Origin of the sequence: Streptomyces sp. HUAS TT11 (genome assembly GCF_051553595.1) — a bacterium.
Classification (GTDB): Bacteria; Actinomycetota; Actinomycetes; order Streptomycetales; family Streptomycetaceae; genus Streptomyces.
This window is the reverse complement of record NZ_CP196184.1, coordinates 4,395,738-4,422,215: the sequence shown is the minus strand read 5'-3', so window position 1 is coordinate 4,422,215 and position 26,478 is coordinate 4,395,738. Positions and strand designations below refer to the sequence as shown.

Annotated in this window: 20 protein-coding genes; 12 read left to right on the top strand and 8 right to left on the bottom strand. The window is 72.3% G+C overall.

Going from position 1 to position 26,478, the window contains the following annotated elements:
* Positions 1 to 61: 61 nt before the first annotated feature.
* The 3 genes from ACSHXN_RS19765 to ACSHXN_RS19755 form a co-directional block, all read right to left on the bottom strand.
* A complete protein-coding gene (locus ACSHXN_RS19765; RefSeq protein WP_438303449.1) occupies positions 62 to 2,518 on the bottom strand; it encodes a dolichyl-phosphate beta-glucosyltransferase in 2,457 nt (818 codons plus the stop codon).
* Positions 2,515 to 3,204 carry a GntR family transcriptional regulator gene (locus tag ACSHXN_RS19760; RefSeq protein WP_438306482.1) on the bottom strand — a complete coding sequence of 230 codons (690 nt, stop codon included), beginning with the start codon at positions 3,202 to 3,204 and terminating at the stop codon, positions 2,515 to 2,517. Before ACSHXN_RS19760 ends, ACSHXN_RS19765 begins: the two co-directional genes overlap by 4 nt.
* A 135-nt stretch (positions 3,205 to 3,339) precedes the next feature.
* Positions 3,340 to 4,695 carry an aspartate aminotransferase family protein gene (locus ACSHXN_RS19755; RefSeq protein WP_438303448.1) on the bottom strand — a complete coding sequence of 452 codons (1,356 nt, stop codon included), beginning with the start codon at positions 4,693 to 4,695 and terminating at the stop codon, positions 3,340 to 3,342.
* Positions 4,696 to 4,887: 192 nt separating this feature from the next.
* On the opposite strand from ACSHXN_RS19755, the gene ACSHXN_RS19750 reads away from it, so the two are divergent.
* Both ACSHXN_RS19750 and ACSHXN_RS19745 read left to right on the top strand, forming a co-directional pair.
* A complete protein-coding gene (locus tag ACSHXN_RS19750; protein ID WP_438303447.1) occupies positions 4,888 to 6,972 on the top strand; it encodes a protein kinase domain-containing protein in 2,085 nt (694 codons plus the stop codon).
* A gap of 123 nt (positions 6,973 to 7,095) precedes the next feature.
* Entirely contained in the window at positions 7,096 to 8,652 is a 1,557-nt protein-coding gene (locus tag ACSHXN_RS19745; RefSeq protein WP_438303446.1) for a PstS family phosphate ABC transporter substrate-binding protein, read from the top strand.
* Positions 8,653 to 8,682: 30 nt separating this feature from the next.
* Here the strand turns inward: ACSHXN_RS19745 and ACSHXN_RS19740 are convergent, their stop codons facing one another.
* Positions 8,683 to 9,423, bottom strand: a complete 741-nt coding sequence (locus ACSHXN_RS19740) for an SLATT domain-containing protein (protein ID WP_355131260.1) — start codon at positions 9,421 to 9,423, stop codon at positions 8,683 to 8,685.
* A 364-nt stretch (positions 9,424 to 9,787) separates the two neighbouring features.
* On the opposite strand from ACSHXN_RS19740, the gene ACSHXN_RS19735 reads away from it, so the two are divergent.
* The 3 genes from ACSHXN_RS19735 (at position 9,788) to ACSHXN_RS19725 (ending at position 11,486) form a co-directional block, all read left to right on the top strand.
* A complete protein-coding gene (locus ACSHXN_RS19735) occupies positions 9,788 to 10,126 on the top strand; it encodes a YbaB/EbfC family nucleoid-associated protein (RefSeq protein WP_355131258.1) in 339 nt (112 codons plus the stop codon).
* Positions 10,127 to 10,234: 108 nt separating this feature from the next.
* A complete protein-coding gene (gene recR / locus ACSHXN_RS19730) occupies positions 10,235 to 10,834 on the top strand; it encodes a recombination mediator RecR (RefSeq protein ID WP_059133553.1) in 600 nt (199 codons plus the stop codon).
* Positions 10,827 to 11,486: a DUF5063 domain-containing protein gene (locus ACSHXN_RS19725; RefSeq protein ID WP_059133554.1), complete on the top strand. Its 660-nt coding sequence runs from the start codon at positions 10,827 to 10,829 to the stop codon at positions 11,484 to 11,486. The genes recR and ACSHXN_RS19725 overlap by 8 nt, the downstream gene beginning before the upstream one ends.
* On the opposite strand, the gene ACSHXN_RS19720 is transcribed toward ACSHXN_RS19725, so the two are convergent.
* Positions 11,479 to 12,213, bottom strand: coding sequence for a sulfite exporter TauE/SafE family protein (locus tag ACSHXN_RS19720; RefSeq protein WP_355131255.1), 735 nt, complete (start codon positions 12,211 to 12,213; stop codon positions 11,479 to 11,481). The genes ACSHXN_RS19725 and ACSHXN_RS19720 overlap by 8 nt on opposite strands.
* Positions 12,214 to 12,592: 379 nt before the next feature.
* Between ACSHXN_RS19720 and ACSHXN_RS19715 the strand changes: the two genes are divergently transcribed.
* The 4 genes from ACSHXN_RS19715 to ACSHXN_RS19700 all read left to right on the top strand — a co-directional run bounded on the left by ACSHXN_RS19715 (position 12,593) and on the right by ACSHXN_RS19700 (position 17,748).
* Positions 12,593 to 13,870: an aspartate kinase gene (locus ACSHXN_RS19715; protein ID WP_059133556.1), complete on the top strand. Its 1,278-nt coding sequence runs from the start codon at positions 12,593 to 12,595 to the stop codon at positions 13,868 to 13,870.
* A 106-nt stretch (positions 13,871 to 13,976) separates the two neighbouring features.
* On the top strand, positions 13,977 to 15,044 hold the full coding sequence (locus ACSHXN_RS19710) for an aspartate-semialdehyde dehydrogenase (RefSeq protein WP_355131253.1): 1,068 nt from the start codon (positions 13,977 to 13,979) through the stop codon (positions 15,042 to 15,044).
* Positions 15,045 to 15,673: 629 nt separating this feature from the next.
* A complete protein-coding gene (locus ACSHXN_RS19705) occupies positions 15,674 to 16,267 on the top strand; it encodes a SigE family RNA polymerase sigma factor (RefSeq protein WP_107116865.1) in 594 nt (197 codons plus the stop codon).
* Positions 16,264 to 17,748 carry a hypothetical protein gene (locus ACSHXN_RS19700; protein WP_438303445.1) on the top strand — a complete coding sequence of 495 codons (1,485 nt, stop codon included), beginning with the start codon at positions 16,264 to 16,266 and terminating at the stop codon, positions 17,746 to 17,748. The genes ACSHXN_RS19705 and ACSHXN_RS19700 overlap by 4 nt, the downstream gene beginning before the upstream one ends.
* Before the next feature lie 476 nt (positions 17,749 to 18,224).
* Here the strand turns inward: ACSHXN_RS19700 and ACSHXN_RS19695 are convergent, their stop codons facing one another.
* On the bottom strand, positions 18,225 to 19,193 hold the full coding sequence (locus ACSHXN_RS19695; protein ID WP_383354176.1) for an SURF1 family protein: 969 nt from the start codon (positions 19,191 to 19,193) through the stop codon (positions 18,225 to 18,227).
* 189 nt (positions 19,194 to 19,382) lie between these two features.
* A complete protein-coding gene (locus ACSHXN_RS19690) occupies positions 19,383 to 21,287 on the bottom strand; it encodes a S9 family peptidase (RefSeq protein ID WP_356292629.1) in 1,905 nt (634 codons plus the stop codon).
* Positions 21,288 to 21,973: 686 nt separating this feature from the next.
* Here ACSHXN_RS19690 and ACSHXN_RS19685 point away from each other — a divergent pair.
* A complete protein-coding gene (locus tag ACSHXN_RS19685; protein ID WP_355131349.1) occupies positions 21,974 to 22,348 on the top strand; it encodes a nuclear transport factor 2 family protein in 375 nt (124 codons plus the stop codon).
* A gap of 98 nt (positions 22,349 to 22,446) precedes the next feature.
* On the opposite strand, the gene ACSHXN_RS19680 is transcribed toward ACSHXN_RS19685, so the two are convergent.
* On the bottom strand, positions 22,447 to 24,387 hold the full coding sequence (locus ACSHXN_RS19680; protein ID WP_355131347.1) for an NAD-binding protein: 1,941 nt from the start codon (positions 24,385 to 24,387) through the stop codon (positions 22,447 to 22,449).
* Between the two features lie 285 nt (positions 24,388 to 24,672).
* On the opposite strand from ACSHXN_RS19680, the gene ACSHXN_RS19675 reads away from it, so the two are divergent.
* Together ACSHXN_RS19675 and ACSHXN_RS19670 are read left to right on the top strand one after the other, a co-directional pair.
* A complete protein-coding gene (locus ACSHXN_RS19675; RefSeq protein ID WP_438303443.1) occupies positions 24,673 to 25,404 on the top strand; it encodes a hypothetical protein in 732 nt (243 codons plus the stop codon).
* Between the two features lie 190 nt (positions 25,405 to 25,594).
* The gene (locus ACSHXN_RS19670; RefSeq protein ID WP_438303442.1) at positions 25,595 to 26,203 is read left to right on the top strand and encodes a sigma-70 family RNA polymerase sigma factor; all 609 of its coding nucleotides are present in this window, start codon (positions 25,595 to 25,597) and stop codon (positions 26,201 to 26,203) included.
* The last annotated feature ends 275 nt before the right edge of the window (positions 26,204 to 26,478 follow it).

Genomic DNA, 26,478 nt, shown 5'->3' with positions numbered 1-26,478 from the left:
GTCAGCTCCTCCGGTTATCGGTGTGGTCCAGGCAGAGTAATGGGCGCGAGGGCGGTTCGCCTCAGCCGTGCAGGTCCCATACCCATACTCCGCCGACCCACCTACCCGGTCGCCCCACCAGCTTGTCCACGGCCTGGCGCAGCTGGTCCTGGTACTGCTGCGGGGGAAGCACCAGCGCCCCCGCCTTCCAGTAGGCGAAGTCGGCACGGGCCTGCGCCTGCCAGTTCCTGCCGATCACGGGCACCCGGCCGGTGAAACTGATGTCACGCAGCATGTTGGACGTGTAGCGGGGGGACGCGGTGTAGATGCCGATGCGCTCACTGCCGTAGGGGCCGTTGAAGTAACCGCCGGGCAGCCTGAACTTCAGGCCCGCCGCGGTCTGCCAGTGCAGTGCCTCCGCGTTGCCCGAGTCCGGCAGCGGGATCGGTACGAGCGTCTCGTCCTTGCCGATGTACGCCTTCCAGGTCCCGTCCGCGATGAAGGCAGGCACCTCGACGCGTTCGACCGACTTCAGCGGGGCCGGGACGATCGGGATGAGGGCCGCGGCGATCGCGGTGAGGCCGATGAACTGGTTGGCGATGTTCGGGGTGCGCACCAGCCGCTCGATCGCCACCGCCAGCAGCATGCCGAGCGCGGGTGCGCAGATCATCGCGACCCGGCCCTCGATGACCGACTCGAACAGGGGCTTGTCCGCGAGCAGGGCCCAGGGGCCGGGAAGAGTGGAGTCGCTGAGCGGGATCCGGAAGCGCGGGCCCAGCGAGAGCAAGGCGGCCGCCGCCGCCGTGAACGCCAGCGCCTTGACCAGGACGTGCTCCCACAGGCGTACCACGATCGCGAAGGCCAGGGCCACGAGCGGCCAGCCGTAGAAGGCGTTCTGCTCGGTGGGGTTCAAGGAGAGCGCGCTCGCCCTCGCGTCGTTGCCCGCGACCAGCGAGCGCCCGGAGAAGGAGAGCAGGGCGAGCGGACTGTTGCCCGCGTTGTCCCCGTGCAGCACGCTCCTGTAGCTCTGCGGGCCGAAGAACTGCCAGTACAGGGGCAGCGCGACCAGGGGGAGGCACACCGCCGCACCGATCGCGAGGCCCTTCAGCAGCGGCCGCCAGGCCGCCTTCGCCACGTCCGGGCGCAGGGCCGCGTACGCGCCCGCGAAGAGCACCATGCCGACGGAGGCGAGCAGCAGCGGCTCCTCCCCGAGGAAGATCTGGTACACCAGCATCAGCCCGAGGACCACGCCGTTGCGGACGACCCGTTCGCCCCCGCACAACCGCAGCGCGCGCTCGATGATCAGCGGGATCATGAACAGCACGATGAAGTTCGGGTGGGCGTTGGCGTGGCTGACCATCGGGGGCGCGAAGGCGGCGAGCGCCGCGCCGACGAAGGCCGCGCCCCGGTGCCGGACGACCCGTTTCACGATCAGCCGGTACCAGGCGGTGGCCGTGGCGGCCAGCCCGACCGTCATGACGAGGGCGAGGGTGACCGCGGGGCCGAGGAGCAGGGTGACCGGAGCCAAGGGGACGGTCAGGCCCAGCATGACCGTGTTGGCCATGAGGTTCACGCCGTCGGGATAGCCCTGCAGGGCGGTGAACAGGGGGTTGCGGAGATGGGCCACGTTGTCGGCCGTCACCGCGAAGAACCACTCCCACTGGTTCTGGTCCTGGAGCGACTCGGGGAGGTAGCGGTGGTTCGGGTCGGCCCAGCGGCCGGCGTACAGGCTGACCGCCATCACCAGGAAAGCGGCGACCGCGAGGAGGTCGGCGGGCCGGACGGAACGGACCTTCAGGGCGGTCAGCTCGACCAGGACGCGGGCGTAGTCCCACGGGCGGACCTTGGAGCCCGGCTGGTGCGCCCAGCGCACCGGGACCTCGGCGACCGGCCAGCCCGAGCGCCGGAAGTGCTGGAGTATCTCCACGTCGATGCCCCAGCCGCGGAGCCGGGACTCGGCGAAGGCCTCGCGGGCCCGCTCGCCGTCGAAGAGCTTGAAGCCGCACTGCGTGTCGCGTATGCCGGGCACGGCTATCCGGCGTATCAGGAAGTTCCCGGCGCGCCCGAGCAGCTCGCGTGCGCGGCTCTGGTGCCGCTCTATGGTCGCGCCCGGAGCCGAGCGCGAGCCGATCGCCGCCGAGGGCCCGTCGGCCAGCGCCTTGTCGAGCGCCTCCAACTCCTCGATCGGCGTGGCCAGATCGGCGTCCGTGACCAGCACCCGGCGGCCGCGGGAGGCGAGTACGCCCAGGCGCAGGGCATGGCCCTTGCCCTGGTTCTCGGGACTGGTGACGAGCCGGACGCGCCGGTCGCGGGCCGCGACGGCGGTGACCACGTCCTGTGTGCCGTCGGTCGACCCGTCGTCGACGACGAGGACCTCCCACGGGCCGAAACGGCTCCCGCTCGCGCCCAGATAACCGACGATCGCCTCGAGCGTGGGGCCGAGCCGCTGTTCCTCGTTGTGGGCGGGGACGACGACGGACAGGTCGACGGGGACGACCGGAACGTTCTTTCTGACGTCCGTGGCCTGGGGCGCGCTCATCCGGCCGCCAGTCGCTCGATGAGGTCAAGGGAGTGCACGTTGTAGGCCTCGATCAGGGCGCGTGCCGCCGCGGCGTCGCGGCGGGCGAGCGCGTCGACGAGTTCGGTGTGGCCGGCCCAGAGGCGGCCCTTGAGGTCGGTCACCCGGCGCAGGTGCTGCACCGCGCAGACCCACGACTGCACGCGCAGCCGGTGCAGGAAGTCGGCGAGGTAGGGGTTGCCGAACACGGCGCTCAACTCGCGCCAGAACCGCAGGTCGTAGCCGATGAGGATGTTCAGGTCGCCCGCGGCGGCGGCGCGCTGGGCCTCCTCGCCGCGGCGGCGCACCGCCGTGAGGGCGGCGGCATGGCGGGGTTCGGTCAGTGCGGCCGTCCCGTCCCCGGTGGCGAGGCGGTGGAAGATCCCCTCGGTGACGAGGCTCCGGGCCTCGATCATCTCGCGGTAGTCGTCGAGGGAGAAGGCGCGGACCGCGAAGCCGCGGTGCTGGACGGCGTCCAGGAGGCCCTGGGCCGACAGGTCGACCAGGGCCTCGCGGACGGGGGTCGCGGAGACGCCGTACTGCTCGGCGATCTCCTTCACCGTGAACTCCTGCCCCGGCTGCAAGCGGCCGGCCAGCACCTCGTCGCGGAGCGCGTCCGCGATCTGCTGCCGCAGAGTGCTACGGGTAACGGTGCCATTGCCGGGCATCGTGCTCTGGATCCCCCATCCGCGTACGTTCTCGTGTTCCTCATCGAGCACGTCACCTTACGCGGTGGGGGTTCCCGGAGTGCCGCATCCCGTGCGCTCCTGTGCGGCGTGACCCGCCTGCGCGGCGGGGGCCCATCACTCCGTGTACTCGTCCGCCACCGACAGTGCCGCGTCGAGGGCCGCGAGCCCCTCCTTCGCCTCCGTCTCCGTGATGGTGCAGGGCGGGACGACGTGCGTGCGGTTCATGTTGACGAAGGGCCACAGGCCGTGGGCCTTGGCGGCCGCCGCGAAGGCGGCCATCGGCGCGTTCGCCTCACCGGCCGCGTTGTACGGCACGAGCGGCTCCCGGCTCTCCCGGTTCTTCACCAGTTCAAGGGCCCAGAACATGCCCACCCCGCGGACCTCGCCCACCGACGGGTGCCGCTCGGCCAGTTCGCGCAGCCCCGGCTCGATGACCTGGGCCCCGACCACCGCCGCGTTGGCGACGACGCCCTCCTGCGCCATCACGTCGATCGTGGCGACGGCCGCGGCACAGGCCAGCGGGTGCCCGGAGTACGTCAGACCGCCCGGGTAGGGCCGCTTGCCGAAGGTCTCCGCGATCCTCCCCGAGACGGCGACACCGCCGAGCGGCACATAGCCGGAGTTCACGCCCTTCGCGAAGGTCATCAGGTCGGGGGTCACCTCGAAGAGGTCCGCCGCGAACCATTCGCCGGTCCGTCCGAACCCGGCCATCACCTCGTCGAGCACGAAGACGATCCCGTACTCGTCGCACAGGTCGCGGACGCCCGCCAGATAGCCGCGTGGCGGGACCATGATCCCGGCCGTCCCGGGGATGGTCTCCAGAACGACGGCGGCGATGGTCGCCGGCCCCTCGAAGGCGATGGTCGTCTCCAGGTGCTCCAGCGCCCGCTCGCACTCCTGCCGTTCGGTCTCGGCGTAGAACCGCGAGCGGTACAGGAACGGCGCCCAGAAGTGCACCACGCCCGCCGCGGCCCCGTCGGAGGCCCAGCGGCGCGGGTCTCCGGTGATGTTCACGGCCTGCTGGGTGCCGCCGTGGTACGAGCGGTAGGCGGACAGCACCTTGGGGCGGCCGGTGTGGATACGCGCCATGCGCACGGCGTGCTCCACCGCGTCGGCGCCGCCGTTGGTGAAGAAGATCTTGTCGAGGTCGCCGGGCGTGCGCTCGGCGATCAGCCGTGCCGCCTCCGACCGGGCCTCCACGGCGAAGGCGGGCGCGAACGTGGTCAGGGTGGCGGCCTGCTCCTGTATCGCGGCGACGACCTTCGGGTGCTGGTAGCCGATGTTGGTGAAGACGAGTCCGCTGGTGAAGTCGAGGTAGCGGTTGCCGTCGTAGTCCCAGAAGTACGACCCCTCGGCACCGGCGACGGCGAGCGGGTCGATGAGGTCCTGCGCTGACCAGGAGTGGAAGACGTGCGCACGGTCCGCGGCCTTGACGGCGGCACCGGCCCGGGGGTCGATCTGAGGGGTCATGCGGCGAAGCGTAGGTGTCCGGGATGCACACGCGACATCGGCGTCCTGTCTGCGGTCGGGGCGTGAACGCGACAGTGTGTCGACGTCGCGGGGCGTTCCTGGAACCGCGGGTACCGGGCCGGCCGACTACGTGTACGGCGGCACTATTCTCTGGCTGTCGCACAGGCAGGGGGCGGGGCAGGTGACGCGGTGATGGACAAGCTGGGGGCGGGGGATCCGCACCGGATCGGGGCCTATCGGCTGCTTGCGCGGCTCGGGGCCGGCGGCATGGGGAGGGTGTATCTGGCCCGGTCGGACCGGGGCCGGACCGTCGCCGTGAAACTCGTCCGGCGGGAGCTGGCCGAGCGGGAGGAGTTCAGGGCCCGCTTCCGGCAGGAGGTACGGGCAGCGCGGCAGGTCGGCGGGTACTGGACCGCACCGGTCCTCGACGCCGACACCGAGGCCGACATCCCGTGGGTCGCCACCGGGTACGTGGCCGGACCGACCCTCCAGACCGTGGTCTCGCACGATCACGGTGCCCTGCCGGAACGCTCCGTGGGCGTCCTGGCCGCCGGGCTCGCCCACGCCCTGCAGGACATCCACGCCGCCGGGCTGATCCACCGCGACCTCAAGCCCTCCAACGTCCTGGTGACCATCGACGGGCCGCGGGTCATCGACTTCGGCATCGCCCGCGCCCTGGAGACCCTGGACGGCGCGGGGCTCACCCGCACCGGCGCGCTCGTCGGATCGCCCGGATTCATGGCGCCCGAGCAGGTGCGCGGCGACCGCATCACGCCCGCGTGCGACGTCTTCTGCCTCGGGTCCGTGCTCGCCTACGCCGCCACGGGCACCCTTCCCTTCGGTGACGCGAACACCGCGGCGCACGCGCTGATGTTCCGCATCGCGCAGGAGGATCCGGACCTCGAGGGACTGCCCGAGGGGCTCGACGACCTCGTGCGGGAGTGCCTGCGCAAGGACCCGGCGGCCCGGCCCGCGCTCGCCGAGATCCTGGAGCGGTCCGGTGCCGAGGACACGGTCTCCGGGGGCCGGAGCAAGGACCCCTGGCTGCCCGGCGTCCTGGTCGCCCAACTCGGCCGCCACGCGGTGCGGCTGCTGGACACGGAGGACCCGGAGGAGGGCACGCGGGCCGCCGCCACCGTGCCGGCCACGGGTCCCGGAGGCGCCGCGGGACACGTCGTGAACCCGGGGCACTTCGGCCCCGCGGTGCCTCCCGCTGCCGGTGCCGCCGTACCGGAGGGCGGGCTGCCCGGAGCCGAACGCGGCGGGGATCCGGTGGACGCGGCGGGCGGCGACGGCGGCACCGAACGCGGGGGGCCCACGGTCTCCGTCGAGGGCGGACCGCAGGATCCCGTGGACCTCACCGAGCAGATGCCGCCCCGGGCCGCCGGGGCGCCGCTCGAGCATGCCTCCCCGGCGGACGGCACCGACGGCCCGGACACGCCCCCGCCGGGCGGCGGGTCCCGAGAGCCCGACCGGCGGCCCACCGAGGTGGTCCGGGCCGATCACGCGCCCGTGCCCGTACCGCATCCCGCCTACGGGTATCCCGAGCAGCACGCCCAGCCACCTGCGTACGGCCACCCGCAGCACGCCGGTGGCCGGGGCGGCGCCACGGGCCAGGTCTACGGCTCGACCCCGCCGTACGGACCGTCCGCGTACGGACCGTCCCCCTACGGTGATCCGGGGCAGCCGGAGCCCGTGCGCAGAAGCGGCCGCTCGACCGCCGTGCTGATCGTCGTCGCCCTGGTGGTGGCGCTCGGCGCCGGCGGCTCGGTGTTCGCGCTGATGCGGGGCGGGGGGACCGGGACGAGTGGGGGCGCGACGCCCTCGCACACCTCTGCGGCGCCCACGACCCACGGTCCGAGCACGCCCGCGCCCTCCACCCCGGCGAGCGCGAGCCCCACCTCGCCGTCGCCCGCTGCCGGCGCCGTCCCGGACGCCTACCTCGGCACCTGGACCGGCAGCATCGACAACTCGGCCGGCCACAGCACCCGCAGCCTGGTCATCGAGCAGGGCGACGTGGGCGACCCGGTGCTCTCCCTGACCGCGGACGGCCCGGCGGGCAGCGGCACGTACCACTGCGTCTTCCGGGCGAAGCTGGCCGAGGAACCCGCCTCCGGCGGCCCGTTGAGGATCGGCCCGTCCACGGTCACGGTCGGCAGCCCCGCCTCGTCCTGCACCCCGGGCGCGGCGACGGAGCTGACGATCCTCCCGGACGGCCGTCTCGAGCGTCTGAACACGAGCACCGGCGAGTCCCTGACGTATACGAAGGCGAACTGAACTCCCTTCATCGGCTTGTCCGTTGAACGTCATACGGACGTCGGCGAGCGCTCCCTGCCCGTTTCCGCCTGCGGTCGTACCGTGACCCCACGATCGGCTCCGGGCAGTGGCGGGGGACCCACGATGGAGTGGTTGAGCGCAGAGAACGTCGTGGCCGTGGGGACCGCTTTCCTCGGTATCGTCGCGTCCGGTGTCATGGTCTGGTACGAGCGCCGGGTACCGCGCCGCAAGCGCATCGGCTACCGCGTCCAGATGGACAACCCGATAGGCGACGACGTCCGTTCGGGCCGCGCCAACAGACGTCTCGGTCTCTTCGACGAGACCCCGGGCATGGTGGACGCGACACTCGTTCTCCTCCGCATCGAGAACGACGGCTCGCAGGGCATCGACCGCGACGACTACACCGGTCCCGAACGCCACGGACTGACCGCGGTGTTCACCGATCGCACCATCCGCGGTGTCTCGGTCACGCAGCCGACCGACACCGACCACCTCATGGACCACTTCACCCCGGAGCGCGGCTTCGGCTACGAGGGCAACCGGCTGCGCATCCCGCGGGTCCCGCTCAACCACGGCGACCACTTCAAGCTGCTCGTGCTGCTGTCGGGCGGTGACGTGGGCCGCCCGATACGGCTCACGGGCGGCATCCGGGACGGCGAGGTGCACCCCAACCGCAGCGCGACCCCGGACGACAAGCCGCCGCTGTTCAGCCGGGCCGCCCGGCTGATCAGCATCACGCTCACCCTGAGCGTCGTCACGCTCGCCGGCATCGTCATCGCCCGCGACGACAGCCCGCCCAAACCGCCGCCGATGGACTGTGCCCGCGGCTCCCTGAAGGTCACCGGCTCGACGGCCTTCGCGCCCGTGGTACGGGAGATGGCGAAGGAGTACGAGAAGAAGTGCGCGGGTGCCCGCATCACCGTGGAGGCGCGCGGCAGCGAGGCGGGGGTGGGCGAACTCGTCGGCCGCGGTGCCAAGTCCGAGGGCTCGCCCTCCGTGATCGCGTTCTCCGACGGCCGCACCGCCGACGGGTCCCATGAGCTCGTCGCCAACCGGGTCGCGGTACTGGCCTTCACCCTGGTCGTGAACAAGGGCATCGAGCTGCCCCACGGGCTCTCCCTGGGCGACGTACGGCGCATCTACCGCGGACAGGTCACACGCTGGCAGCAGCTCGACCCCCGGCTGCCCGATCTTCCCGTGGTCCTCGTCAGCCGCAACGCCGACTCCGGCACACGGCAGATCTTCCAGCGGCAGGTGCTGGGCAGTTGGGAGCGCGCCCCCAGTACCTCACTGGACTGCGTCCACAAGGACGACAGGTCCGCCCCCGTCATGCGCTGCGAACTCGACTCCACGCAGCAGGTGCTGGACAAGGTGGGCGAACTCCCCGGCGCCATCGGCTACAGCGAGCTGAACCTCGCCCTCGGCCACGAGGGCGTGCGCCGGGTGTCCCTGGACGGTGCCGCGGCCTCGGTCGAGGACATCGAGCTCGGCAGGAGCCACTACCCCTACCGCGGGGTCGAGTACGCCTACACCTATCGCAGCCCGGCGGCCGGTTCCCTCGCGGCCGGCTTCCTCGCCCACCTCGGCCAGGGCATCGGCGGGACCGTGATCCGGGCGCACGGCCATCTGCCGTGCTCCGCGCCCGCGGTGCTTCCGCTGTGCGCGGACGACGAGGGCTGAAGCCGGCGGCGCCGGGCTGCCGCCGGCCGTTCACCGCGGTTCCGGCGGCCGCTGACGGGGCATGTTCGGCCGGGTTCCGTTCGCCGACGGGAACCTTCCCGGCGCCGTCCCCTCCGCCCGCGGCGCGGTCACCCCCGCCGACTGCATCCCGAGCGGCCCGGACCTCGTACGGAACTCCACCATCCAGTCCGCCGTCTCCGCCCGCACCAGCTCCGTGATGTCCTCGGAGAACCGCCGCAGCACCGAAAGGCACCGCTCCGCCGCCTCCCCGGCGGTCCCCTCGGTCGGCCCCAGCACCTCGCGCACGTTCTCCGACGCCCAGTCGAACTGCAGCGCCTGGAGCCGGCGCTGCACGGCCTGCGCGCTCGCCACGTCCCTCATCCATCCGGACGTCACCCCGAAGAACCGGTCCGCCGCCACGCACGCCGCGCCCAGCAGCAGGGACAGATACGCCCAGGGCGCGACCCCGCCGACCGCGCCGGTCAGATCGAGCAGCGGCAGCGCCGCCCCGCAGACGGCCCCGGTCGCGGCGCCGGCCCGCAGCGCGAGCGCTCCCCGCCGCTTCCACACGCGGTTCGTGAGGTACCAGGTCGCCGTCTCCAGCGCGCGGCGCTCCACCCAGCGGTACAGCTCGTCGAGCTGCTCCGCGGGCTCCGCCCAGTCGCCGTGCGGGAAGGGGTGCCCGGTGAGGTCGTCCGGCCGCAACCCGGTCGTGTCGTCGCCCCGGCCGTCCTGGAGCGGACCCTCGGGCTGCATCTCCGGCTGGCTCACCCGGCACTCCCTCCGTACGGCTGTCACGTTCCGTGATGTACACCCCGCGATGCGCGTCCGCTCGTGCACGCTCCGCGACCTGTGTGTGACGCGTGGTGTTGAAGCGCCTGACCCTTCCTACCGCCCAATGGGTGGCGAGGGCCCGGGTTTCCCTGCTTTTCCGCCCGGAAGTGGCCCTTGGTCAGGTATAGACCGGCAGGCGAAGTCACTCGAAAGAGTGCTGAGCCGGTTCGTTCCGGGGTCCGGACGGACTACCGGAGCGAGCGTCACGGTGACCACGTAGGCTCGTGCCAGGCGGTAAAAACCCGCCCAGACAGCGGCACGAAACCGCGACCGCCGTACCGTACGAGACCAGGAGCTGATCGTGATCCCCGGTGGTGGCCAGCCCAACATGCAGCAGTTGCTCCAGCAGGCCCAGAAGATGCAGCAGGACCTCGCCCATGCGCAGGAGGAACTGGCGCGGACCGAGGTCGACGGCCAGGCGGGCGGAGGTCTGGTGAAGGCCACGGTCACCGGCGCCGGCGAGCTGCGCGCCCTGGCCATCGATCCCAAGGCGGTCGACCCGGAGGACACGGAGACGCTCGCCGACCTGATCGTCGCGGCCGTGCAGGCGGCCAACGAGAACGCGCAGACCCTTCAGCAGCAGAAGCTCGGCCCGCTGGCCCAGGGGCTGGGCGGCGGCATCCCCGGCCTGCCGTTCTGAGTCCACCGGCCCGTCTCTTCTAAGCGAGGCGAGGGCCAACTACCGTACGTACCAAGAAACCCAGCCCGGCTACGGTACGTACCGACGCTCCCCAGGAAAGGCAGTCCGTTGTACGAAGGCGTGGTCCAGGACCTCATCGACGAACTGGGGCGGCTGCCCGGCGTCGGTCCCAAGAGCGCGCAGCGGATCGCCTTCCACATCCTGCAGGCCGAGCCGACGGACGTTCGCCGGCTCGCCCAGGCGCTGCTCGAAGTGAAGGCGAAGGTCCGCTTCTGCGCGATCTGCGGCAACGTCGCACAGGAGGAACTGTGCGGCATCTGCCGTGACACGCGCCGCGACGCCTCGGTGATCTGCGTGGTGGAGGAGCCGAAGGACGTCGTCGCCATCGAGCGGACCCGTGAGTTCCGGGGCCGCTACCACGTCCTGGGCGGCGCCATCAGCCCGATCGAGGGTGTGGGCCCCGACGATCTGCGGATCAGGGAGCTGCTCGCGCGGCTGGCCGACGGCACGGTCACCGAGCTGATCCTGGCGACGGACCCGAACCTGGAGGGCGAGGCCACGGCCACGTATCTCGCCCGGATGATCAAACCCATGGGCCTCAAGGTCACCCGCCTGGCCAGCGGCCTCCCGGTGGGTGGCGACCTGGAATACGCGGACGAGGTCACCCTCGGCCGCGCCTTCGAGGGGAGACGACTCCTAGATGTCTGACGCCACGCTGCACTCCACGACGATGGACCCCGACGACTTCGCGGTGCAGATCGCGGACCAGATCGAGAGTTTCCTGGTCGCCGTCACGGAGGTCGCCAAGGGTGACGAGCCGGACTCGGCCATCCCGTTCCTCCTGCTGGAGGTCTCCCAGCTGCTCCTCGCGGGCGGCCGTCTCGGCGCGCACGAGGACATCGTGCCCGACGAGCGCTACGAGCCGGACTCGGGCCCGGACGCGGACGCGGACGACCTGCGCGAACGCCTCGCCGCCATGCTGGACCCGGTCGACGTCTACTCGGAGGTCTTCGACCCCTACGAGCCGCGCAAGGCGCCGGTGCCGGCCCGTATCTCGGACGACCTGGCGGACGTCATCACCGACCTGCGCCACGGCATGGCCCACTACCGTGCGGGCCGTACCACCGAGGCCCTGTGGTGGTGGCAGTTCTCGTACTTCTCCAACTGGGGTTCCACGGCGTCCGCGACGCTCCGCGCGCTGCAGTCCCTGGTGGCGCATGTGCGGCTGAACCAGCCGCTGGAGGAGCTCGACGGCCTCGACACCGACCAGGGTCTCGGGGACGACACCCTCGCCGAGGAGGCGGGCCGCGTCATGGCCCAGGAGATCGCGGGACCGCTGGGGCTGCGTCCGGTCAAGTAAGCCCGGCGACCCCCTTCCCGAGCGCGCTCAGGCCTCCGGCGAGCGCGAGGAGCAGGACGAGGGTGCGTGCCCGGTTCTCGGGCACGCGCCCCGTGAGCGCACGGCCCGCCAGGGCACCCGCCGCCAGCGCGGTGACGGCCACGGCCCAGACCGGAGCGGTGAGCCGGGGCAGCCCGTTGGACGTCACCGACACCAGGTTGACGACGACACCGTAGAACTGTGCGTTCGGTACGAACTCGCGTACCGTCCAGCCCGCGTTGAGGGCGTACAGGGAGACGGGCGGTCCGCCGACACCCGCGGCCGAGTTCATGAACCCGCCCAGGCCACCGGCGACGACGGCGCCCCGGCCGCCGCGCAGGGCGGGCACCCGCAGGCCGCGCATGACCAGCGCCACCGCCCCGGTGACGAGCACGCCCAGGCACGCCAGCAGCGCGGGTTCCGGCAGCTGCCGGGCCACCCAGGTCCCGGCCGGGACGGTGATCACCGCGGCGAGGCACAGTGGAGCCATCACGGGGAGCCGCACGGCGCGCCGGCCGTCCACGAGCCCGACGGCGCTGACGGCGCCGGCGGCGCAGTTGGCGAGCACCACACCCTGGACGGGCCCGAGCAGAAGCACGAGCCCGGGGACGGCGACCAGGGCGAAGCCCATTCCGGTGAGCCACTGCACGCATCCGCCGAGCAGCACCACTCCGGCCAGCAGCAGTTCCGGCGCCCATCCATCCGTCACGGGCCGGTATCCTCCCGCCGCCGATCCCTCCGGATCAATGGCCGTGCGCGGATCCGTCACCGCCGTGGTGCGGCGGGCGGTACCCCCTGCTCGAGAGGTGATGCGCACGGCACCCCTGTGACACGCGGCACTTTCCGAGTACGGGGGCCCTGCCGGGGCAGATGGGCTGCTGGAGCGGCCGGAGCCACGCGGTGGACCCTGCGGTGAAAAACGTCGTGGGCCCGCCGTACGTCCGGAGAAAAACCGGGATGATCCCGGGGTGAGCGAGACATCTCACCATGCGGTATCCCGGAAGGGAAATTCGGTCGCTCGATAGACTGAGCCGACCGCACCCGCACATGCGCAGGTGCGGAAAGAGACGGATGAGCGAGGAGCGCACGTGGGCCTTGTCGTGCAGAAGTACGGAGGCTCCTCCGTAGCCGATGCCGAGGGCATCAAGCGCGTCGCCAAGCGGATCGTGGAAGCCAAGAAGAACGGCAACGATGTGGTTGTCGTGGTTTCCGCGATGGGCGACACGACGGACGAGCTGATCGATCTCGCCGAGCAGGTTTCCCCGATGCCTGCCGGGCGTGAGCTCGACATGCTGCTGACCGCCGGAGAGCGGATCTCCATGGCGCTCCTGGCCATGGCGATCAAGAACCTGGGTAACAAGGCCCAGTCGTTCACCGGCAGCCAGGCGGGCGTCATCACCGACTCGGTCCACAACAAAGCCCGGATCATCGACGTCACGCCGGGCCGCATCCGTACCGCGCTGGACGAGGGCAACATCGCCATCGTCGCCGGTTTCCAGGGCGTGAGCCAGGACAAGAAGGACATCACGACCCTGGGTCGCGGTGGTTCCGACACGACCGCGGTTGCGCTGGCCGCGGCCCTCGACGCCGAGGTGTGCGAGATCTACACCGACGTCGACGGCGTGTTCACCGCCGACCCGCGTGTGGTGAAGAAGGCCCGGAAGATCGACTGGATCTCCTTCGAGGACATGCTGGAACTGGCCGCGTCCGGGTCCAAGGTGCTGCTCCACCGCTGTGTGGAGTACGCACGCCGTTACAACATCCCGATCCACGTCCGCTCGTCCTTCAGCGGGCTGCAGGGCACGTGGGTCAGCAGCGAGCCGATTCAGCAAGGGGACGTGAAGGTGGAGCAGGCCATCATCTCCGGTGTCGCGCACGACACCTCCGAGGCCAAGATCACGGTCGTCGGCGTGCCGGACAAGCCGGGCGAGGCCGCCTCGATCTTCCGTGCCATCGCCGACGCCGAGATCAACATCGACATGGTCGTGCAGAACGTGTCCGCCGCGGCGACCGGTCTCACGGACATCTCCTTCACCCTTCCGAAGACCGAGGGGCGCAAGGCGATCGACGCCCTGGAGAAGGGCAGGACCGCGATCGGCTTCGACTCGCTGCGCTACGACGACCAGATCGGCAAGATCTCGCTGGTCGGCGCGGGCATGAAGACGAACCCGGGCGTCACGGCCTCCTTCTTCGAGGCGCTCAGCGACGCGGGCGTGAACATCGAGCTGATCTCGACCTCCGAGATCCGTATCTCGGTCGTCACGCGCGCCGACGACGTCGCGGAGGCCGTGCGTGCGGTGCACACCGCGTTCGGCTTGGACTCCGAGAGTGACGAGGCCGTCGTCTACGGAGGCACCGGGCGATGACCGGCCTCCCCTTCGGGGGCACGGGACGCACGGAGTCGCCGGCCCTTCCGTGCGGCGGGCCGTCGGCAGGCCCGCTGTGCGGGGGCCCGGGCCGTACGGAGCACCGATGACGGCGCGGACCGGCAATCCGACGCTCGCGGTGGTGGGAGCGACCGGGGCCGTCGGCATGGTCATGCTCCAGATCCTGTCCCAGCACGCGGACATCTGGGGCGAGATCCGCCTGATCGCCTCACCGCGCTCGGCCGGCCGCAAGCTGACCGTGCGCGGTGAAGAGGTCGAGGTGGTGGCGCTCAGCGAGGAGGCGCTGTCCGGCGTCGACGTGGCGATGTTCGACGTGCCGGACGAGGTCGCCGAGCGGTGGGCGCCGATCGCCGCGTCGCAGGGCGCGGTCGTGGTGGACAACTCGGGCGCGTTCCGGATGGACCCCGAGGTCCCCCTGGTGGTGCCGGAGGTCAATCCGTATGCCGCCCGGGTGCGCCCGCGCGGCATCATCGCCAACCCCAACTGCACGACCCTCTCGATGATCGTGGCCCTCGGCGCGCTGCACGCCGAGTTCGGGCTGCGCGAGCTGGTCGTCTCCTCGTACCAGGCCGTGAGCGGGGCGGGACGTGCGGGCATCGACACGCTGCGGCAGCAGTTGTCGCTCGTCGCAGGCACCGAACTGGGCACCAGCCCCGGTGACCTGCGGCGCGCGGTGGGTGACCACACGGGACCCTTCCCGGAGCCGGTCGCACTGAACGTGGTGCCGTGGGCCGGGTCGCTGCGCGAGGACGGGTGGTCCTCCGAGGAGATGAAGGTCCGCGACGAGTCCCGCAAGATCCTCGGACTGCCGGAGCTGCGCGTCGCCGTCACCTGCGTGCGCGTACCGGTCGTCACGGCCCACTCGTTGACGGTCCACGCCCGTTTCGAGGGCGAGGTCACGGTCGACCGGGCCCGGGAGATCCTCGACACCGCGCCCGGCGTGGTCCTCTGCGACAACCCGTCGGCGGGCGAGTTCCCCACCCCCGCGGACGTGGTGGGCACGGATCCGACGTGGGTGGGCCGGGTGCGCCGCGCCCTGGACGATCCGACCGCCCTGGAACTGTTCGTGTGCGGCGACAACCTGCGCAAGGGCGCGGCGTTGAACACGGCTCAGATCGCCGAGTTGGTGGCCGCGGAGCTGGGAGCGTCGTAGGACGTCCGGGACGCCGCGCCCCGGGACGTCCGAGTGAGGACGCGGGGGCGCGGCGTCCGGTCCGCGACGGCCGGTGCGGCCCCCGGACGCGCGTCACCGGCGCGTTCCCCGCGTGACCCCTTTGTGCCGTTCGCCCGATGAGCGGCACCCGCCGACGGATGCCATGTGACGCACGTGATACGGACGTTCTGCGGTAACGCATGCCCACGGGCCGGAAACCCCGTGGTCATTGGCCGAATCGTTTGTAGGATCTGTGTCGGTTCCGTGGTCCAGTCCTATTGGTTCAGACCACTTGATCGACGTCTCCCGGCGTTCGAAGATTTTTCTCCCCGCCCCCGCAACCGCGCACAGGCCGGGGAGCGTCTTTGCGGTCGCCCTTCGGGGGCCGAGCACCACCACACATGGGGCATAGGGGAAGAGCTGGTACGCATGGCACTTGACGCACGGTCCGGTGCGCTGGGGGGCAGACGCGAGGACGCGCGGCCGGGCGTGACGCCCGAGGCAAAAGCGCTGTCTCCCGCGTACAACCCTGGCGGGGGGAGACGTGTCCAACAAGCGTGGCAGAGGTACTCGAATTCACCGCGGTACGGGCGAGGGGCACAACCCTGCGTCCTCCCCACCGCCCCCGCATGCCCGGCGCGCCCGGCGGCATGCCGGTGATCGCCCCCATGCCCGCAGCGCGGCCCACCCGCATACCGAATCAGCGCGAGGGCGCCGACGAGACGGCCGCCGGCACCACGGTCGACCATCTCACCGAGACGTACCGCGCCCACTACCGCTCCCTCCTGGGCCTCGCGGCGCTCCTTCTCGACGACACCGCGTCCTGTGAGGATGTCGTCCAGGAGGCGTTCATCCGGGTCCACTCCGCACGCAAGCGTGTGCGCGACCCGGAGAAGACGCTCGCGTACCTCCGCCAGACCGTTGTGAATCTCTCGCGCTCGGCGTTGCGGCGCCGCATCCTCGGCCTCAAGCTGCTGTCGAAGCCCATGCCGGACATGGCGAGCGCCGAGGAAGGCGCGTACGACCAGCTGGAGCGCGATTCGCTGATCAAGGCGATGAAGGGACTTCAGCGCCGGCAGCGCGAGGTCCTGGTGCTGCGCTACTTCGCGGACATGACCGAGGCCCAGGTCGCGCAGACGCTGGGCATCTCGCTCGGATCGGTGAAGGCGTACGGTTCACGTGGCATCGCCGCGCTCCGTACCGCCATGGGGGCGCCGGCATGAGCAAGCACGACGAGCGGCGCGGCGCCTCCTGGGGGAGCGACGTCCAGCACCGCCATGAGCCCTATGAGTGGCATCAGCCGACCGACCGGACCGAGCCCCATGAGGACGACCAAGAGCAGCATGCTGGGAACGGAACTGTGAACCACCGCCCCGAGGACCAGGACCGGCGTGAGACCGGACCGGACCGCGCCGCTGCCGACGCGACCGCGGGCGATCACTCCGTGCCCGGGCCCGCCGGCGTCGACGGCGGGGACGACACGGACGCCGAACGCCGCGGTGGTGAGCGTCCCGGTGCCGAGCGCGAGAACTCCGGCGCGGACGGCGAAGGCCCCCGTATCGACCCCCACGGTCCCGGTCGGGACCGGCTCATGGCGGCGCTCGAGGACCTCGGCCGGGACGATCTCGGATCAGGCGGCTCCGGCACCGACCCGACCGACTCGAACGGCGGGGAAGCCGGAACCGGCCCCGAACCGGGGGCGGCACCCGAAGGACTCGCTGCGGACGAGTTGGCGCTGCGGCGGATGCTGCAGCAGGCGGTGAGCGAGATCGAGCCGCGCGACGGCTCGCTGACGCATCTGAGGCGTGCGGTGCCCGCCCGGCGGGCCCGGAAGCGGCAGGCCGTGGTCGGCATGGCCGCCGCCGCCCTGTTCATCGGCACGGCGATCCCCGCACTCGTCCACGTCTCGAACGCCACCGGCTCCAACGCCGACCCCTCCATCGCCGGCCAGGCCTCGCAGGCCCAGGGCGGCACCTCCCAGGGCAAGGGCCCGGACGGCGGCTCCAGCGGCGCCGCCGGGACCGCGGGCACCTCGAAGGACAAGGGCGGGAACGGCCAGAAGGACAAGGGGGACAAGGGCAAGGGCGTGGGCACCGGAGCGACCGGCGAGGTCGACCCGTCGGTCTCCGCGGGGAGCGCACCCGCGTGCACGGTGGACCAGCTGGGGAACGCGACCGCCACCGCGGGCGTCCCGGACTCCACCGGCGCGATCTACGGCACGTTCCGTGTCGCCAACACCTCCACCGCGAGCTGTACCGTCACCGGTGCGGGCAATGTGACCACCGTCGCCCAGGGCGCCGCCGACCCGTCCAAGGTCAGCGTGGTGAACCACGTCGTCGGCGACCCGGCGACGGCTCTGCCCGACCCGACCCAGGAAGTCACCTCGGTGGTGCTCAGGCCCGGGACGACGTACGACGTGAAGTTCGCCTGGGTCCCTTCGCAGACCTGCCCCACCACGGGCGGCAACCCCGGCAACCCGTCCCCCAACCCGAGCCCCTCGGACACCGCGACCACGGGCAGCGGCTCCACCACCGACGGCACCCTCGGCACGGCACCCCAGTTGATGACGGAGGACGGCGTGGCCGACGGCAGCGTGGCGGTCACGAACACCCCGGTGACCGGCTCCGCCGCGTCCACGGCGACCATCCCGAACGCCTGTGCCGGCACGATCTACCGCACGGGAATCCTGCTGCCGACGTCCTGAGCCGGCGCGCCCGACGTCCGAGGGCCCTGGTTCTGCCTGCCCGTCGCAGCGGCACCCGGGGCGTCCCACTGTCGGGTCGGTGTCGGTGCCTCGGTCGATGTCGCGCGTGGTGCCCGGCGGCTGACGCGCGGGATGCGGCACCGGTCGGCTCGTATCCCCGGCCGGCCCGTTGTGCCCGTGGTGTACCTCTGCCGTGACCGTGACGGCGGTTCGCGGCGCGGTCGGCTGTGACGGTCGTTCCGGGGCGCTCCGCTGTGCGGACGTTCGGTACGGCCCGGGCACGCCCTGCCCGCCCCGCCGGAGGGTGTTCTTGACGTGCGTGCGGCACGTCCTGCTCGCCGCCATGTCGGAGGCCGCCGGAAGAGTTCGACGAGGTGGGGCTTCTTGTGAGGCTGGGGCGTTCGTGAAGGGTGGAGGCGTCCGCTGCCGAACACTCGGTTCAGCAGGCGCGCTGCTGCCCCGACCCGCGGTGAGCCTCAGGCCTTGGTGGCACGGGCACGGCTCTCGCCGCCGGATTCCCCGCTCACGGCCCCCTCGGTGAGGGGCTCCTCTGCCGGGACCTCGCCCGTCGGACCTTCTGCCGGGGCCTCACTCGTTGCGCGTTCCACCGGGGTCCCGCCCGTCGGACCCTCTGCCGAGCCGCCGGTCCCGGAGGCAGCCGCCCCGGAATCCGTGCCCGCCGTTGTCTCCGGCATGAGCCCCAGTTCCGCGTCCCGGGCGTACTCGGCCTCGCGCCGCAGCAGCCGGAACCACATGAACACCGTGAATCCCGCGAAGACGAACCACTCACCGGTGTAGCCCAGGTTCTGGAACGCCTTCAGATCCAGCCCGCTCCCCGCCGGTGCCGTCGCCGGTACGGCCCTCATCCCGGTGTCGGCCTTGTCGAGGGTGACCCATGCGTCGTACACGTCGTACGGCACCAGGTTCACCAGCGACGCCGCGCTGATCGCGGCGGTCTGGCCGGTGGGCAGCCCACCGCCGGCGCCCACGCCGTTCGCCCCGGGGCTTTCCGACGCCTGCAGCGCTCCCGTGACCGTGACCTCGCCGGACGGCGCGGCCGGCGCCTTCGCGGTGTCCGCGTTGCCCGGCAGCCAGCCCCGCACCACCGGCAGCGCCTTGCCCGAATCGGTCCGCAGCATGGTGAGCACGTAGAAGCCCTGCCTGCCGTCCAGCTCCCGGTCCGGCACCAGCAACTGCTTCCCGTACCGGCCGGTGACCGTCGCCCGCATCCCGGACGTCTTCTTGTCCACCGGCAGCAGCTGCTCCAGAGGCCGGGGGGCCTCCTTCGCACCGGCTTCGGCCTGCTCGGTCTGCGTGCGGTGGTCCTGGACCCGGGACTCGAACCGGCTCAACTGCCACGACCCCATGAAGATGCAGAAGGGGATGGCCAACAGCACGAAGACGTTGATCCCCCACCAGCGGGGCGTCAGCAGAAACCGGTACACGCCCTCAACGGTACGGTGCCGCCCCCGCGGACCCGCCCGTGGGGCCCGGGGATCCGCCTGCCGTCCCCCGGGGACCGGCCGTCGGCGTCCGGTGTACGGGGCACACGCGCATGCCCCGTACATCCGGTCCTGCCGCACACCCGCGGACACGCCGCTCGCCCGGTGCCGCGGTGCGGCGGACCGCGCAGTTCAGCGCACGGGCCACGCCCCGTCCGGCGCTCGGTCCACCTCCCCCTGAACCGTCCCGAGGTGCCGCGCGGCGAAGTCGAGCTCCAGCCGCACCTGCTTGATGCGCTCGTCGACCACCAGCGAGCCGTGTCCCGCGTCGTACCGGTACACCTCGTGCATCGCCTTCCGCGCGGTGAGCCGGTCCACGTAGTTCTCGACCTGGCGGATCGGGCACCGGGGGTCGTTCACCCCCGCCGAGATGTACACCGGCGCCTTCACCGCGTCGACGTACGTGAGCGGCGAGGACGCCTCGAAGCGCTCCGGGACCTCCTCGGGCGTGCCTCCGAGCAGGGTCCGGTCCATCGCCTTCAGCGCCTCCATCTCGTCGTGGTAGGCCGTCACATAGTCGGCTACGGGGACCGCCGCGATGCCGATCGTCCACGCGTCGGGCTGCGTGCCGAGCCCGAGCAGCGTCAGGTAACCGCCCCATGAGCCGCCCGTCAGAACGAGCCGCTCGGGATCGGCGAGCCCGGACGACACCGCCCACTCACGGATTGCGGCGATGTCCTCCAGCTCGATCAGCCCGACCCGGTGCTTGAGCGCGTCCGTCCAGTCGCGGCCGTATCCCGTCGAGCCCCGGTAGTTGACCCGCACCACCGCGTACCCGTGGTCCACCCAGGCCGCCGGCCCCGCCGCGAACGAGTCGCTGTCGTGCCAGGTGGGGCCACCGTGGATGTCGAACACCGTCGGCAGCGGTCCGCTCGCCCCCACGGGCTTCTGGACCAGGGCGTGGATACGGCCGCCGGGCCCGTCCACCCAGATGTCCTCCACCGGCACCGTCCCCGGGGACTTCATGCCGGGCGGGTCCAGCACGACCGCGCCGGAGGTCGAACGCACCACGGGCGGCTCGGCCGCAGACGACCACAGGTACTCCACGGTCCCGTCGGGCCGGGCCGTGGCCCCGGACACGGTGCCGGGCGGTGTCGGCACCCGCGTCAGCTCCCGTGCCGCGAGGTCGTAGCGGAACAGCTCGCTCCGTGCCTCGAAGCCGTGCACGATCAGCAGCGCCGAACCGTCGGGGTACCACTCCGCGGCCACGTCACCGGGCAGGTCCAGGCCCAGGTCCGTCTCCTCGCCGGAGGCCACGTCCCACACCATCGGCTCCCATCGGCCGCGCCGCTGGTGCCCGATCAGCAGGCGCGTGTCCCCGTCGACCGGCGCGAAGCCCAGTACCTCCAGGCCGAGCTCGATCGTGCCGCCCTTGGTGTCGTCCAGCTCCGTGAGCGTCGAGCCGTCCGGCCGCAGCACACGCAGTGCCGAGTGCATGGCGTCGCCGTGCTCGGTGTGCTCGATGGCGATCAGCGAGCCGTCCCGGGAGAGGTCGCCCACCCCGGCCGATTCGCGGTGCCGGTAGATCTCCACCGGCTCCTGACCGGCCCGGACGAGATGGATCGTCGACCCGTCCTGGTCGGTCGAGCGGCCCACGACCGCGGTCCGCCCGTCCCGTCCGATGACGAGCCCGGCCGGGTACGAGGGCTCGAGCCCGGGTGCCGCCGGCGCGTCCGGTCCCGAGCTCCGGGCGGCGCCGGAGTCCGCACCGCAGGCGCCGTGCGCGAACCGCTGGCGTCTCCAGATCCCGAACTCGTCCCCGTCCGTGTCGTCGAACCACCAGATCCACTCGCCGTCCGGCGAGAGCACGCCGTCCGTCGTGCCGTTGGCCCGGTCGGTGACCTGGCGCTGCTCGCCCGTGGTCCGGTCCCACGCGTACAGCTCGTACGTCCCCGTCGCATTGGAGACGAACAGGGAACGCTGCGGTGCGTCCTCCGCCCAGTCGGGCAGTGACACCCGCGGCGCCCGGAAGCGCTTCTCCCAGTCCGGCATGTCCTCGCCGCGCACCGGCGAGCTGGACCCGTTGCTCTCAGTCATGGCCCCATAGTGCCTGGCCCGGCGGACTTTCCGCGGGCGAGGTGCCCAGCCTGTGGAAAACTCACCCCGGAAAGCACGTGACCAGGCATGATCCCCTGCTGCCGGTCCAAGCCGTCCAGCGGCCCCACCACCGGGCGCGGGCCTCGGCCCCGGCCGCGGAGTCCGTGGCCCGTGCGTGGAGGATGCGGCGGCCCGGACGGTGTGGTGGGCAGGGCGACGGGGTGGGTCGGGTGGTGCGGCGGTCCGGGCGGCGGGTGGTTCGGGCGGTGTGGGCTCGCGGACGGCTCGGTGGCCGAACGGGATGCGCCGGTCGCGGACGGTGCGGCAGGGGCCGTGGGGCAGGACGGTGCCACCGGGGCAGTACGACCAGGGACGGGAAGACGGGCCCGCAGCGCGCGGCAGGGGGCGCGGCGGGGGCGCGGGACGTGGGACCGGCGGAGGACGACGGCTCGGCGCGGACGACCTGACATGGTGGGCGACGGGCGCGGCGGTGGACGACTCCGGCAGTAATGGCTTGGCCTGGCGGTGGACGGCCCGGCGACGGGCCCGGCGGTGGACAGTCCAGCGGCGGGCGACGGGCCTCGCGGTGGACGCCCCGACCGGCGTTCCGATCGTCGACGTCGGCACAGTGCGCACGGCACGGCCCGACTGTCAGTGGCAGGATGCACACTCGCGCCATGACCTCGATGACCGATCTGCGCAAGACCGTGGAGAGTTTCTGGGCCGCTGCGGAGGCCCGCGACTGGGACGCGTTCGCGGCCACGCTGGCCGAGGACGTCGTCTACACCCTGCCGCAGACGCGCGAGCGCATCCGCGGCAGGGAGCGGTTCGTCCGGTTCAACCGCGAGTACCCGGGCGACTGGCACCTGCGTATCGAGCGCATCGTCGCCGAGCGCGAACAGGTCGTCACCTGGCTCCACTTCACGGTGGGCCTGGAAGAGATGCACGCCATCACGTTCCTCACCGCCGACCGGGAGGGACACATAGCCACGGTGACGGACTTCTGGCCCGAGCCCTACGAACCGCCGGCGGGCCGCGAACACCTGGTCGAGCGCTTCTGAAGGCTCCGCGCAGGCGCGCGGCCCCGTCCGCCGCCGCGCGCACTCGGGGACGGCCTGCGCACCTGCCCGCGAGCCGCCCCCGCGGCTCCCGGCTCTCTCTATCCCCCGGTCGTCTCGCGGCGCCTGCGGCCCAGGAGTTCGGCCAACCCGCGCCGTGTCGCGGCCAGGACCACCCGGTCCTCCGGGCGCAGGACGTAATCCGGCGACAGGTCCCAGACCAGCCCCGGGGCGCGGGCCGGGGTGTCCGTCTCCGGATCGGACGACCGGCCGCGCTCGCCGGGTGCCGAGGTGTCCCGGGCGAGCACACGCCACGCCCCCGGACGGAACGCCCGGGCGACCGTCCGCCCCTCCAGCTGCGGGTGCCCGGCCACATCCACGGCCGCGAGCAGCAGCACGCGTCGCTCGACCGGGATCGCGCCCAGGATCTGCCGTCCCAGCATGGCTCCGGCGAACGCGGGAGCGGCCAGGTGCGACACGCTGCGGCTGCGGGTCAGGGCGTGCGGGTGAGCGGCTCGCAGTGTCCGGTAGACGGCGGTCGCGAAGTCGTCGTCGTAAAGGCGCAGCACGACCTGCAGGTCGGGCCGTACGGAGCGGGCGTACAGGACCGCCTCGAGGTTCGTGGTGTCGGCGCTGGTCAGTGCGAGCAGCGCGTGCGCCCGCTGGATCTTGGCGGCTTCCAGAACGCCTTCCTGCGTCACGTCACCGAGCACGACGGGCACCCGCAGCCTGCGCGCGGTCGCCAGCCCTCGTGCGTCGGGATCACCCTCGACGCACACCACGGGGATCTTCAGCTCGCGCAGCCGGGTCATGACCCGGGTGCCGATCTTCCCCAGGCCGAGCAGCACCACATGCCCCGACAGTCCGCGCGGCGGCTTGCGCAGCGCGGACCCGTTGCGGAAGGTGCCGAGCGCTTCCAGCACGGCCGCCAGCAGCACCGGCAGCAGCAGCAACCCCACCAACCCGGAGAGCAGTTGGAGGATCTGCCGCCCGGTGGGCTCACCGATGGCCGGGTTGTTGATGGCGAACAGGTCGAGGAGCGTCAAGTACGTGGCTCGCAGCGGAGTCTCGTTGGTGACGGCCATCGACGCGACGGCGAGCGCGACCACGCAGCCGACGAGTCCGGCGAAGGACCAGCGCAGCCTCCGCGACAGCAGCGAGCCGAGCGGTACGGGGCCGCGCCCGGCGGCCAGTGCGGGACCCGCGTACGAGACGGTCTCCAGGACGACGGTGCCGCGCCCGGTGGCCTCCGCGACGGCCCTTTCGTCGGGCAGGAGCCGGGGCCCCTGCTCACCGCTCGCCTCCGAACCGTCGGCTCCCGCCGGATCGTTCGCCGTCGCGGACAGCAGGGCGAGTGTGCACAGCCCCGGGTCCGCGACCTGCCCCGGCGGGAGCGGCGGGCGCTCGACGGCCCTCAGCATCAGCCCGTCGGTCTGTACGACCTTGGTGGTGCCGGCGACGGCGGTTGCGGCCAGCGCGGGTGCGGCGGTGTCGGCGTCGGACAGGACGGTCGTGGATGCGTCGGACTCCTCCTCCCCGCCGGGCCCGCCCGAGGCCAACGCCGCGGCCTGGTCGAGCAGTGCCTCGATGTGCTGTCCCAGGCGCCGGTTGTACAGGCGCAGCACGAGTCGCAGTCGAGGATTGATGCGGCGGGCGGTGAGCGCGGCCCGGATATTGGTCTCGTCGTCGTCATAGACGAGTGCCAGAGCCGTGGCCCGGTCCACTCCGGCCTCGGCCAGCACGCCCTCGGAAGCCTCGGTGGCCTCCAACAGCCTTACGGAGCCGGAGGTTTCCGTCGTGAGGCCGCCCGTGGTGCCGGGGCGTGCGTCCGTACCGTTTCCATGACCGTTGCCGTTGCCCGCCGCTCGTGTGACGGCGGCCGAGACCCGGTCGAGCAGCCCCGAGCCCCGGGCGCGCCCCACGACCGGCTGCCGGGCGACCCGTTCGGCGGGGGGAACGACAAGCGTCACCTGCTCGCCGTACACCCCGCGCAACTCGGCGGCCAGCCGGTGCGCGAGTCCGTCGTCGCCGCACACCACCATGTGCGCGACGGGTTCACCCGACCCGTTCTGCTGCGGAACGCCTGCCACGGGGAGAAAGACTGCCCTACCGAGGGCGCTGGTTCCACAGGGGTGGGCAATGCGACGTGCGGCTTCGGGGAAAGCCGTCCCATGAGACGGAGGGCAGGAGCCGGGGGATTCAACTCGAGCCCCTCTCCGACCGGTTCGGGTGCGCCGGATCACACGGCGCACAGTGAGCGGATCCGCCGGCCGATGTGCGTACCCACCCCTGACGATCGGGCTCCGGATGCAAGGATGATGTCCGTCATGGCCGTCGGGTGGTGTTCTCGCACGCTACGGGCCGCGGTGTTCGCGGCCGTGTGCGTGTCGCTCGCCGCCCTGGGACACACGATGATGTCCGGTTCCCCGCTGCCCTGGTGGGGACCGGCCGCCGGTGTCCTCGCCACCGGCGGCGCGGGCTGGTTCCTGGCCGGCCGCGAGCGTGGACTTTCGTTTGTCGTCTCCGCGGTGGTCGTCGCCCAGGCAGGACTGCACGCGGGGTTCTCCTACGCGCAGTCGGGGCGGCACCTCATGGTGCCCGCCCCTACGGGCAGAGGCCTCACACCCCGGGAGCCCATGGACTGCGCGGACATGGGACCCGCGCCGACGGGCCCCAGGGACGGACCTGCGCCGATGGGGCCCATGGACGGCATGGACATCGGCGCCGTGATGGCCGGCGCCGACACGGGACCCATGGATCCCGCCGGCCTCGGACCCGCCGTCGCGGCCGCCTCCGGCGGCATGCTCATGGCCCACCTGTTCGCCGCCGTGTTGTGCGGCCTGTGGCTGGCGTACGGCGAGCGGGCCGCGTTCCGGATCCTGCGGGCGGTCGCCGGTCGGCTGGCCGCACCGCTGCGTCTGCTGCTGGCCCTGCCGGCCCCGCCGGAGCGGCCGCGGGTCCGGGCCCGCCGTCGTCGGGCCGCTCGCTCACCGCGTCGGCTTCTCCTCGTTCACTCGATCACCTCAAGGGGCCCGCCGCCGGGAACCGCTGTCCTCTGACCGACAGCCGTATCCCGGGGCCGCGCCGCCGCGCGTCCCGGGCCACGGCCGTGGCCCGGCGCAGGCGTCGAACGCATGCCGCAGGCTCCCACGGCCGCACCCCACTCACCGGACCGCGGGCGCCGCCTCCGCGTGCCCTTCGCGCGCGTGTGCCCCGGTGCGGATCCCGCACGACAGAGAAGGACACCAGGTGATCACCTCTGCCCTGCCCGCTTCCCGAGAGGAACGCCGGGCCACACGATCGAGCGACGACTCGATCACCGCGTGGGCACTCGCCGCCCGTCGCGGCGACGCCGACGCCGTCGAGCGCTTGGTCCGCGCCCTGCACCGCGACGTACAGCGCTACGTCGCCCACCTCTGTGCCGACCCGCAGGCCGTCGACGACCTGGCGCAGGACACGTTCCTGCGCGCGCTCGGCAGCCTGCATCGGTTCGAGGGCCGCTGCTCGGCCCGTTCCTGGCTGCTCTCCATAGCCCGCCGTGCGGTGGTGGACAGCTTCCGCCACGCGGCCACGCGGCCCCGGCTGTCCGACGTTCCCGACTGGCTGCCGGCCGCCGAGCGTGCCCAGTCGCCGCACACACCGGGCTTCGACGACGGTGTGGCGCTGCTCGATCTGCTGACGGTGCTGCCCGCGGAACGGCGGGAGGCCTTTGTCCTCACCCAACTGCTCGGGCTGCCCTACGCGGAGGCCGCCGTCCTGAGCGGCTGTCCCGTCGGCACGGTCCGGTCCCGTGTGGCGCGCGCCCGCGCCACACTGCTGAACCTGCTCACCGAGGCCGACCGCGCATCTGCGGTCTGAGGCACCGGACGGGAGTGCCTGCGGCGGCCCGGCGATGTTGTGGCCGCCGCAGGCCGAGCGTGTGACGGCGCTGCGCCACGGTCCTCGGGGACGTGGTGCTCGTCGGAAGAGGAGCTGTCCGGCTCGCCTCCGCGTGGCCTTGCGAAGGGCGCTGATCGGCGAGAAGCGAGGCGGCAGCCCATGAGTCATACTCAGAAATGTGCCTCGACCGCGGCCACGGATGGGAGCGTGCGTACGTTCGAAATCCGTGGAGCATCACCGCCCGGGGACGAAGG

Excerpts from the sequence above, each read along its gene's own strand:
- ACSHXN_RS19685 (WP_355131349.1), top strand. The coding sequence starts at position 21,974 with ATGACCGATCTGCGCAAGACCGTGGAGAGTTTCTGGGCCGCTGCGGAG.
- ACSHXN_RS19755 (WP_438303448.1), bottom strand. The coding sequence starts at position 4,695 with ATGACCCCTCAGATCGACCCCCGGGCCGGTGCCGCCGTCAAGGCCGCG.
- ACSHXN_RS19765 (WP_438303449.1), bottom strand. The coding sequence starts at position 2,518 with ATGAGCGCGCCCCAGGCCACGGACGTCAGAAAGAACGTTCCGGTCGTC.
- ACSHXN_RS19675 (WP_438303443.1), top strand. The coding sequence starts at position 24,673 with ATGGCCGTCGGGTGGTGTTCTCGCACGCTACGGGCCGCGGTGTTCGCG.
- ACSHXN_RS19710 (WP_355131253.1), top strand. The coding sequence starts at position 13,977 with ATGACGGCGCGGACCGGCAATCCGACGCTCGCGGTGGTGGGAGCGACC.
- ACSHXN_RS19680 (WP_355131347.1), bottom strand. The coding sequence starts at position 24,387 with ATGGTGGTGTGCGGCGACGACGGACTCGCGCACCGGCTGGCCGCCGAG.
- ACSHXN_RS19750 (WP_438303447.1), top strand. The coding sequence starts at position 4,888 with ATGGACAAGCTGGGGGCGGGGGATCCGCACCGGATCGGGGCCTATCGG.
- ACSHXN_RS19690 (WP_356292629.1), bottom strand. The coding sequence starts at position 21,287 with ATGACTGAGAGCAACGGGTCCAGCTCGCCGGTGCGCGGCGAGGACATG.
- ACSHXN_RS19705 (WP_107116865.1), top strand. The coding sequence starts at position 15,674 with ATGCCCGGCGCGCCCGGCGGCATGCCGGTGATCGCCCCCATGCCCGCA.
- ACSHXN_RS19725 (WP_059133554.1), top strand. The coding sequence starts at position 10,827 with ATGTCTGACGCCACGCTGCACTCCACGACGATGGACCCCGACGACTTC.
- ACSHXN_RS19745 (WP_438303446.1), top strand. The coding sequence starts at position 7,096 with ATGGAGTGGTTGAGCGCAGAGAACGTCGTGGCCGTGGGGACCGCTTTC.
- ACSHXN_RS19760 (WP_438306482.1), bottom strand. The coding sequence starts at position 3,204 with ATGCCCGGCAATGGCACCGTTACCCGTAGCACTCTGCGGCAGCAGATC.
- ACSHXN_RS19700 (WP_438303445.1), top strand. The coding sequence starts at position 16,264 with ATGAGCAAGCACGACGAGCGGCGCGGCGCCTCCTGGGGGAGCGACGTC.